General features: G+C 50.5%; 7 protein-coding genes. All 7 read right to left on the reverse strand.

The genetic code is table 11. The features are described from left to right. A partial coding sequence (locus AB1500_09825) for an Ig-like domain-containing protein (protein ID MEW6183454.1) occupies positions 1 to 983 on the reverse strand: 983 nt, incomplete at its 3' end. 40 nt (positions 984 to 1,023) lie between these two features. Continuing rightward, positions 1,024 to 1,788, reverse strand: a complete 765-nt coding sequence (locus AB1500_09830) for a dockerin type I domain-containing protein (GenBank protein ID MEW6183455.1) — start codon at positions 1,786 to 1,788, stop codon at positions 1,024 to 1,026. 121 nt (positions 1,789 to 1,909) lie between these two features. Then, on the reverse strand, positions 1,910 to 2,962 hold the full coding sequence (locus AB1500_09835) for an S-layer homology domain-containing protein (protein MEW6183456.1): 1,053 nt from the start codon (positions 2,960 to 2,962) through the stop codon (positions 1,910 to 1,912). A 197-nt stretch (positions 2,963 to 3,159) separates the two neighbouring features. Then, the gene (locus AB1500_09840) at positions 3,160 to 3,933 is read right to left on the reverse strand and encodes an S-layer homology domain-containing protein (protein MEW6183457.1); all 774 of its coding nucleotides are present in this window, start codon (positions 3,931 to 3,933) and stop codon (positions 3,160 to 3,162) included. Between the two features lie 351 nt (positions 3,934 to 4,284). Next, positions 4,285 to 6,867 carry a hypothetical protein gene (locus tag AB1500_09845; protein ID MEW6183458.1) on the reverse strand — a complete coding sequence of 861 codons (2,583 nt, stop codon included), beginning with the start codon at positions 6,865 to 6,867 and terminating at the stop codon, positions 4,285 to 4,287. Positions 6,868 to 7,770: 903 nt separating this feature from the next. Then, a complete protein-coding gene (locus AB1500_09850; protein MEW6183459.1) occupies positions 7,771 to 8,418 on the reverse strand; it encodes a response regulator transcription factor in 648 nt (215 codons plus the stop codon). A 166-nt stretch (positions 8,419 to 8,584) separates the two neighbouring features. Next, positions 8,585 to 10,153 carry a murein biosynthesis integral membrane protein MurJ gene (gene murJ, locus AB1500_09855; protein ID MEW6183460.1) on the reverse strand — a complete coding sequence of 523 codons (1,569 nt, stop codon included), beginning with the start codon at positions 10,151 to 10,153 and terminating at the stop codon, positions 8,585 to 8,587. Between the last annotated feature and the right edge of the window lie 432 nt (positions 10,154 to 10,585).

The raw sequence follows: 10,585 nt of genomic DNA on the forward strand, positions 1-10,585 counted from the left end.
GTTATGGATTTGGTTGCCGCCACGGTGTTATTGCCGGCGTCCTTAAGCGCGATATCGCCGAAGTTGGCGCCTTGCAGCACGTTTTCGCTGAAGGTCACGGTGATGGTCTTGTTGACCGGAACGCCGGTGGCGTTATTCGCGGGGTCGGTGCCGGTCACGGTCGGCGCTGTAATGTCGTTCTCTTGTTCGGTCGTAAAGCCGAAGGTATAGACACTTGCCAGAATGTTGTCGGCGGCGTCCTTTACGGCGCCCGCCGGAATGGTTGCCGTAAAAGCGGTGTTATAAAACAAATCGGCATCCGGATTAATGGTCAACACTTTGCCGGTTATGGATTTGGTTGCCGCCACGGTGTTATTGCCGGCGTCCTTAAGCGCGATATCGCCGAAGTTGGCGCCTTGCAGCACGTTTTCGCTGAAGGTCACGGTGATGGTCTTGTTGACCGGAACGCCGGCGGCGTTATTCGCCGGGTCGGTGCCGGTCACGGTCGGCGGATCTGTATCAGGCGCCTGAATTGTAACCGTTGCGGAAAAGGTTGTGTGGCTGATTGACGCGCCGCCTTCGGCTCCCAGAAGGGTGTTACTGAGCGTCAGGGCGCTTGAACCTACCGCTTTTGCATTGAATTTGACAACCGCGGCGTTGCCTGTGCCGGAGAAAGCATCGGAAGCGGAAAGGACTATAGCGCCGTATTCAACAAACCCTGCGCTGTTATCGATTGTCTTTTCGACCTCGAGCGGACTACTGAAAACGTTTCCCTTAGTGACCTCTAAAACTTCAAGCAGCGCAGGGTCAAATGCCAGTTTAAACTCGGTTCCCATCAATCCCTGGACATCTCTCACCTCAATGTTGACCTGGAATTCCTGACCCGTGACTACAACTGCCGGCCCGACGGGGCCCAGTGTCGTTCCGGCCGCCCATAAAGGAACCGCCAAGCACAACAGGGCCAGCATTCCTAAAAGGGTAAATACGAGTGTTCTTCGCTTCAAAACTCAGTTCCCCCTTTGACGTATAATTACGAGAATACTGCTATTTGCCGATATTCTGAGCTACTCTCAGCAGGTCCAGGATATTGACCTGGCCGTCCTTATTGACGTCTGCGATCTGGGATTCTCCCGTAACGGGTCCCATTTTGCTTGCCATCCACAAGAGGTCCAGAATGTTGATCGAACCGTCGCCGTTCATGTCGCCGACATAAAGGGTCACCGGTTCCACTTCGGTGAATCCGCTTTCCGTCAGGGTGACAGACTTTACAGCCTTTTTCCAACCGGGGCGGCTGAACTCTACGTTACAGTTTCCCGGCTGCAGACCGGAAAGCTCGTAGTAGCCGCTCGATATGGTAGTCGTTTGTGTTTCCGTCCCGCTCTGGGATGCTTTTACGGTTGTTCCCAGGTGGTCCGGCTCCGGATCACTCGGTTGAATTTTCTCAAGGAACGCAAAGCCTTTAACCCCGGCGCCACATCCCGCGGTAACGTTAATCTCCCGCTTGTCTGCGCTTGACCAGAGTACGGGTGAAGGATTTGTTTGCGCATCGTAAGGGTAGTTGTTTATATAAACCATAAATGTTACCGGTTTACCTTCATCGGAAGAATAACCCTGAACGAGCAATTTCGGCTGGCAGGGGTCGTCCGCAGGAATACCGTATTGTCCGCCGCTAAAAGTGAGTTCCCCGCGCAATTCCCCGTCGATAAACGCCTTAATGGTTCCCGAGACGACCGGTTGTATATTTCCATTACAGTCCTGAGATGCCGTACCGTAATAAATAGCCGGGAGGGACGGGATTTCATCCGCCATGGCCGCACCTGTTACGGCCATTAAGAAGAATATGGTGCACAAGCCAACAAATAAATTTTTAAAAGACTTTTTCCGTCGAAGAACCATATATCTCACCCCTGTACCACCTCCTTTAGCATCCTTAAATTCTCTCTAATAGACGTTCCACCATCACCGTTGCTTCCGCTCGGGTGACCACTTTTGACGGTTTGAAGCTTCCGTCGGGGTAGCCTGCAACAATGTCTGCCTGCGACGCAATGTCGACGGCTTGCCGAGCCCATAAAGGGATTTGCGCCTGGTCCGTGAAAACGAGGGAATTCCCTTCTTCAACGGTGACTTCTTGGGTCAGGGTCCTGCTTAAAATAGCCGCAAGTTCCGTCCTGGTGATCGGCTTCAGCGGCTGGAAGGTTGTATTGCCGCCGGCCTCGGGATAACCCTTTATCAGGTCTTCTCCCAACGCCGCCGCGATTGCGTTTTGAGCCCACACCGGGATGGTGTCTTTGTCGGCGAACCCGGAGAGCATTCCCGTATCACCCGCCGGCAGGCCGAGGGCGCGGCTCAGTATGGCGGCGCATTCGGCACGGTTTATTGTGTTTTCCGGACGGAATGTACCGTCCGGATACCCCGCGACGATTCCTTTATAGACCATTTCCCGGATTGTTTCCGCTGCCCAGTGATTGTCGATATCGACCAAGGAGGTTGGCGGAATGACGGTAGGAACAAGATTTATCTTGTAAGAGAAGACGGAAACCGGGCTATAACAGTTATTTTTTACACTAACCGCCTTTATCGTAATGTCGTTGTTTATGGTTATGGCCCCGGTGTATTTGTCAGCGGTGGAACTGGTTTTGGGATCGCTTTGGTCGGTGGTATAATAAATTGTTCCGCCTCCGGTAAGATACAGGCTGACTACTACGCTTTTGTCATAGCTTCCCGCCGGGGGTTGGGCCGTAGGCGCCGCAGGAATCTGCGAAGTTGATGCTCCTCCTCCCGATGTACCGGTTCCGGAAGTTGAATCGGCGGGAATATCAACGATTATATTCACTTGCTCCATTGCGCCGGGTTGGTATTTAACTTCGGACGGTTCGGTTTGTGTTTGATACTCTTTTCCATCTACTACAACGAGGAACACAACGGATTTGTTTAAAACACTTATTTCCCCTTCAAAGGTCGCGCTGTATTTTCCTCCTGACATTGTAGACTCCGTATATGCCTTTTCGTCTATCAAAACCCTAATTGTACCTGTTTTCTGGACCGGTGCTCCGCTTTTATTTTTGACCGTACCCTCGTAGGATGTGGGCACTATCGGTTCATAACCCAATGCCGTACTGCAAAGTGTGACAACTATAACGAGCGCCGAAAAAACCACGAGGAAACTTCGTTTACATCGATTCATGGTAATACTCCTTCCTTTTCGAGTATCTGTAACAGGCGCTGAACCATGACCGCGGTTTCGGCGCGTGTTACCTGGTTTTGCGGCCTGAAAGTGCCGTCCTGGAATCCCTTGATCAATCCTGATTCTGTTGCGATTTTGACCGATTCCAGCGCCCAACCGGGGATTTGAGACCGGTCTGTGAAATTGGTCTCTGGGACGGGATGGACGCCGACGGTTTGAGCAAGCGCCCTGCTCAGTACCGTGGCAAGCTCAACCCTGGTAAGCGTTTTTGCGGGAAGGAAAGCTACTTTGCCACCGGGTCCCGGATAACCATGAAGCAAGCCTGTCCCAAGGACTGACGCGATGCTGTCGTATGCCCAGACGGGGACATCCGTTTTATCATCCAATGCGTCCAGATATTCCGCTTCGCCGTTGCCCAGACTTAAGACACGGGAAAGCACTGAGGCGAATTCGGCGCGGGTGATTGTGTTTTCGGGCCGGAAGGTGTGATCTCTATAACCGCTTATAAAGCCGTCGTCCAGCAACTGCTGAATTTCCTCGGCTGCCCAGTGATCCTGTAAATCGGCAAACGCTAACGGGATACTGGCTTCCGCGGCGTAAACAATAACGTTTACGCGCTCTTTGGCCCTGCTTTCCCAAATTATTTTGCCGGACGTTCTTGTGGGCTGCGGTTGACCGTTGATGTCAACTTCAAAGGACACTTCCGCCCCTGTTAAGTCATGGTCGCTGTACACGAGTAAACGCTTAATACGGTAATCGTCGGCCGGCAAACCAAAGCATCCGTTTAAAAAATGAATTTCTCCGCACGGTGCTCCGTAAGCGTATGCACGGACAGTGCCGAAAGCCACCGGACGTCCGCTTTCTGTTTTTACCGTTCCGTAATAAATAGCGGGGAACGGTACAGACGATTTAGTTGTCGATTCCGGTTGGGAAAATCCCGGAGCGGCATGTAGGACTGAAAACAACATTACTGCGCTTATAACGAAAGTATTTACGTATCTACTGGAGATTCTGTTCATTCTAAAAACCCCTTAGTGAATGTCTGCGATGTAAAAGCCGGAGGAAAAGTTACCTGCGCGGCGCTCGCCGCGCAGGTAACGAAACTGTAAGTCTTGCAGGGTCTAGGGATCAACCAGCTCCAGCTGGGTCTCTGCAACCAGCGTGGCAGGCTGAGTAAGATAGAGCCAGTAGCCGTCGCCGTTGAACACCGTGTAATACTTGTCGTCAAGATACCAAGTTTGATCCGGGATTATATCCGCGGCTACAAACGGGGCCAGGTTGCCCAGGTCGTTGACCGGGTATGCTGGTGTCCAATTATCAGGCAAACCGCCCGGATTGTACACCTTCTTGCACTGGTCGCAGGTGGTTCCCAGCATCTTGTACAGTGACGACGGTTGAGAGTATTCGTCCCATGGATACCACTCAATGTATTCCCACTGACCGCGATCCAGGGATGTTCCTACGAGACTCCAGCCTTGAGGCAGGTCTCTGGTAGGAGGTATGGTACCGCCCGGATGGTCCGTGCGGTCAAAGATGTACTTCGCAAGGAAGTAATCACCATCGGGATTCTGTTTCGTCTTAATGAAATAAGCGTGGAGCGGATCAAGCTGTTGGGTCGTAACGGCGTTCCAGGTCTTGTTTTTTTCGTCGTAGGTCAGAGCGTCGGTGTAGTTGGATCCGACAAGGCTGCACATGGTTCCCGCGCCTGCAAGCTTCTTAGGCGTGGAGATAACCTGCCAGGTGTCTTCCTTTACAAAGCGATTCATTTCCACCGGAGAGCAGAATGGATTCTGGTGGAGCAGGGCTTCGCCGTATGCATTGCGCTCTTCATTGACTAGTTTTACCAGCAGTAATTTGCCTTCTACGGTACGGTTGGTGTAAATATAAATATCGGATTTATAAATATCGTAGCTCACATTCGGGTGTACATAAGTATCCCCGCTGGTGAATCTGCCCTTGTGCTCGAACTCAACCACGCCTTCGGTGTCCCACGTTGCCCAGTTGACCGGCAGCCGTGTTTTCGGATCAAGCAGTTCGACACGCATTTTCTGGGTCGGGTATTTATGGAACACTGAGACCTTTACCAGCCAGCCGGCCCTCGGGCTTCCGTCTGTGCACGGTACCTTCACGGAAGGCTCTACTTTTATACCAATACAGTTGACTTCGATATCGCACAATTGGTACAGTTTGTGAACGTCGTTGATGATGGAACTGGCCCGGATATTGATATTACCTTTGTACTCGGAGTCGGGATGGAACCATACGCTTACGCCGTCTGCGCCCGGGGCGATATACGTATGGTCGATTTGGCTTGCTTGAGCAGAGCAGTCCCTAGGGTTGCTGTAGAACCGGCCTGCGATTACTTCAGCGCCGCCGATATTCTGGAATGCCTTCAGGTCTACTTTGATGGGAGCCAGGTTACAGTTATTTACGCTGTCACCAATACGAACACAACAGGGATTGGTATTCATTGTTACGTTTCCGTACTTGTCGCGGAGGACGATTCTTAGTTCGTAACACTGGCTGCAGTCAAGCTGGGCGCCCAGATCATTCATGGTGATCGCAAAAGGCACTCCCGGCACAATACGAAAATCTCTGTAAGGATCCGACTGGACCCAGGCATGTGCCTTTGCCGCCGGTGGTACGATACCACGCAAGATGTGATTGCGGTTTACGGCATTTGCGTTCTTGATATCCTCAATGGATTCGGCCGGAACCTTCCAGCTGTCCGCGGTATCGAAGTATTCGACGGCTTCGTCGACGTTCTCATCCCTGACTTCGATGGTGCGGGCTACAACATAGTAGGTTCCCGGGCATGCCGGTAAGGTAAGTTGGGCCTGGAATCTGCCGTTCGAATCGGTATGCGTAACAACAGGCTGAATAGGCACGCCGGAGCAGGGGTTTAGATGAATGTCTCTTGACGTACAGTCCTTAACCCATTGGTCTGTGTTAGGGTCCTGCGCCAGCCTGCCGGTTGCGCTGTCGCGTATTTCGACTACCACCGGCCAGGACGTGTAAGCCCACGGCGCTCCGTCGGTCCTCAAAACGCGCCCGAAGAACGTCACCTTTTGGCCGTTTACCATGCAACCCAGATCGCACTTTACGTCGATGTTGCCGACGGTCTCCACCACGTTCAGGTTCATACATTCAAACCAGTCGCAGACGAGGCTTTGTACAGAGGTTACACAGTATTTGCCGTATTCCCTTGGATTCTTGACCCTGAGGCCCTCGATCTTGAAACCGGTAACGGTTCCCTCCCGCGGGAAGCTCTGACTTTGAATGGTAAGAGACACGAGGTCCCCGTTAAAGTCGATACCTGAAGGATGCCCTGTCACTATTAACACGTTTTCTTTAATACAAGGAACCACCGGAACGGTGTAAACGGCGCCGTCAACCGTTACGTAGACCGTCAGCGTTTTCCCTCTAGCCTCGTTAAAGTTGTCCGACTCGGGGAAAGGAAACCCGAATTGAATGTTGTCATCACAGAACAGGTCAAGGTCTTTCTGCAGGCCGGTGGCCTCGATGGTGTAATCGTAGATGTGATCGGCCTTTACTACGTTGGTATCCGTCCCGTCAATAGGGTCGCTGCCGGGCACGTAGATTTCCATATGCGCGGCAAGCGCCGTCCCGGCGAATGCGAAACAACATAAAACAAATACGGCGAAGAATATTGTAGCCTTGCGCCATCTGATATTAATCGGCATTAAAGGCCTCCTCCCTCTTGGAATCTTTGAATTAACCGATTCGGTACCATAGACTCCGGATCAATTCTTCCTCTTGAACCCAATTGCAGTGGGCATACATCACCCCTTTCATATGGCGGCCTATGATTATGCGCTTCCCTTCCGGTTAATTAATATATGTTTATAAGAAACTGGGAAACGCTGGGCCATTTAGTTTTACTTGGCTGCAACCAACGGGAACAATTGTTTTGAAAAGCGCCTGTCGAACAGTCAATATAAATTACTAAATATCCCGCAGTTCGTTGACAACCGACAATCGACGAATGTAAAAAGCCGCACTAACCTTTCGGACGACGTTATAAGGACCGGAAGACCAAAACCATTTTTCGCCGAGTCTCGAAAATCTGTAACTTCCGGCAGCATGTACTTACAGCACAAATAGAACCATGAGGAATTGTGAGCGCATACACCCCCTGTACTTTGTCCGACCCTCCCGCACCGAGTGCCGAGAGTCTGCCGAACCTGCGGCGGGCTATATTTTTTATATTCCTTTCGTAGGCTGAATATTTTTGTTGTTAACTGTTATATTTGTTAGTATATAGATTATATGGCACATATTACATATTAGGATATATCATGAATCGAGCGACAACAAGAAGGAAAAAAGTAGTAAATATTAAGATGGTATGATTAGTACTTGGCGAGGATATGAAAAGGGTGTGCCGAATTAGAAGCCAACGATGGCTCTGATTTGAAGAGATCGTATAGACAGATAATGGTATTAGGCTATGGATTATGGTGCCTTAGAGGGGGGATAATTTTGTTCCACAACTATTCTTCGAGGATAGTATAAAAAATTCGCGACGGGAAAGAACACGGGTTAATGGAGGAATCATGAGATTAAGTCGGCTAAAATTTGGGCGTTTATAACGGACGGCTTTCGCTTTCGTCTGCAAGCCTAAGCGAAAAGGCCAGTGCGCGGGCTTCAGACCGGTTCTTGACGCCGAGCTTCTGAAAGACGTTTTTAATATGTGTTTTTACCGTTGACTCTGAAAGCACCAACTTTCGAGCAATCTCCTGATTGGAAAGATTGTTTTTCAACAAGGAAAGGACTTCCCTTTCTCTTCCTGTCAAGGGGCTGAAATCCGCCGTGAACCTTTCTTCCCTGTTTACGAAAAAGTCAGGCCAAAGGCGGGGTATGCACAGGACTCCCGCCTTAACTATGAGCTCAAGCGCGAGGATTAATTGGCGCGGAAGAAGGCGAACCGGCAAACAACCCCGCACGCCGACCCGTAGGAGACTGAACAGGTCATAATCTTTCGGATCCTCCACGAGTAATACCGGAAGTGTAAATGGGCATTTTACGTGAAGCTCCGAAATGATGGAGAAAGGGTTTTCGTCCTCAAGCTTCCAGACCACCACGTCCGGGTATAGAAGTGAAGCTGTTTCGACCAGTTCGGTGACAGATACGGCTCTTATAACTTCAAAGAAGCCATTGTTTTTTAGGGCTGCGGCCAGACTCTCGCGCCAGTGGGGCGACCTGCCGCTTAACAAGACCCGGAATTCACTCATTATTTCCTCCAATTACGCTTGCCGGGAAAATGGTTCGGTGCAAGAAACAATCCTTCTTACAAGCTTTTATTTATTGACATTAGCCAAAGATTTAAAAAATCCTTCCACATCTTTACAAATTATATTACATAATTGGAGGCAACTTCTCTTTTAAAAAAATGGTTGTCTATTTTTGTATCTGTGAGCGTGCCTGAAACAAACCGCGCCCCATCTTGAATAAATATCTAAGCTCGTCCAGGCGAAGAAGAAAACCTAGGAACAGGAAAACGGTTCCTCCTACTGCTATGTCAAGGCATACGCGGGTAAGAAGCGGGAAGAAACCTCCGGCAAAATGCCCCGCGAGGCATCCGTCGAGCAGGTAAACGGCCAAGCCCATGATGACGGACACCGTAGTCGTTCCTGCAACAAAGGGGAAGAAAGAACTGCCGAATAACCCCGGGAGGCGCCGCTTAAGAATCCAGGAAAGGACGAACATGTTAAGCAGCGCGGTAAGCGAGGTTGCCAGCGCCAGCCCGGCGTGCTGTAAAAATCGGATAAGCAAAATATTGAATAAAAACTTTACCACAAGCGTGGATGCCAATACGAGAAACGGGGTGCGGGTGTCCTGCATGGCAAAAAAGCCGCGTGTCAAGGGCAGGTTTAAGCAAGAGCCCGCAAAACCCACGGAATAAAAAAGAAGGGCGAAAGCGGTCATTTGCGTGGCATGCGCATCGAAGGCGCCGCGTTGGTAGAGCAAAGCCACCACCGGTTCACGCAGAACTATGAGACCTACCGTTCCCGGGATTCCCAGCAGGAGGACCATTTTTATGGCGCGCTGTAAGATAGCCGCCATATCCCCTCTCTTTTCGCCGGCCATCATGTGGCTTAATGTCGGGAAGACTGCGGTGGTTATCGCGGTTACAAAAAGGCCCTGGGGGATGCTAATCAGTTTATTGGCGAAACTTAAGGATGAGATGCTCCCTTCAATTAAACCGGAAGCCAGGCGCCAGTCAACCATTGTATAAATCATACCGACACTGGAGGACAGCATGACCGGCAGGACCATTGTCAGCACGCGGCGCAACCCGGGATCGCGCAGGTTGAAATATAAGGAATAGCGGAAATTCATCGAACGAAGCGCTGGGATCTGTATTAACATATAAATGACACTTCCGGCCATAGCGCCCAGCGTAAGTCCGTAAACACCATAATATTTACCTGCCAGCAAGGCCGCAAGTATTATGACGATATTCATGGCAACAGGGCCTGCGGCGGGCGGTCCGAAAACGTTGTTGGCGTTGAGAATGCCTTGAAATATCCCGGCAAGGACCATGAATATAACGGCAGGCATTATAATGGTGATCAACCTGGCGGTCAGCTGCAGGGTTTCCGGTTGGAAGCCGCCGGCCATCATACGGGCGATGACGGGCGCGCCAAGCATCCCAATCAGGGCAAAAGCAATAATTATTATTGTAGCAACGTTAATCACAAGGCTCATAAGCCGGGACGCTTCTTGGCGACGGTTTTGACCGGCGTATTCTGCGAACAGCGGTACGATAACCGCCGCCAGACCCAGTCCGATAATACCCAGGAAGGCGTTAGGAATCAGAGAAGCCACAAAGAAGGCGTCCGTCGGACCGTGACTTCCAAAACGGTAGGCGATAGACGCGTCCCTGCCATAACCGGCAAGGCGGGAAAGCAGGCTAAGTCCGAGAACGACAACGGTAGCACGGGCGATCGTTTTACCGCTGCCCATGTTTACCGCATTCGAATATTTTAACTATGGTTATTGGACTTTTCTTCAATTGATGGATGCTCCTATAACCTGCTCAAATCACTATTAATTCTACCACATTCGAGCCCGCGGCCCAAGAAGGCGAAAGAAATAGTCCATTTCCTCCTGAAGGTCATAAACCTTGTTGTATAAAGTAATACACTAAAGTAAAATGAATTTAATATAGTTTTTCAATGAGGTTAAGGTATTGTATGACAAGCACATCGGCAATGCTTGATTATGGATTGGTTTATTGTACGGCCGTTATCGGTTGCATGGTGTGTTTATCCCTTGCCCTGATCCTTGCAGGGTATGACGTGTACGAAAACCGCTTTAGGATATTGGCTTTCGCCTTAATTTGTGGCGTTTATTGCACCGTTCTCTTCTACGGTCCCCAGTCATTACGAGTTGCCT

The sequence above is a fragment of the Bacillota bacterium genome (assembly GCA_040755295.1).
Classification (GTDB): domain Bacteria; phylum Bacillota; class Desulfotomaculia; order Desulfotomaculales; family Ammonificaceae; genus SURF-55.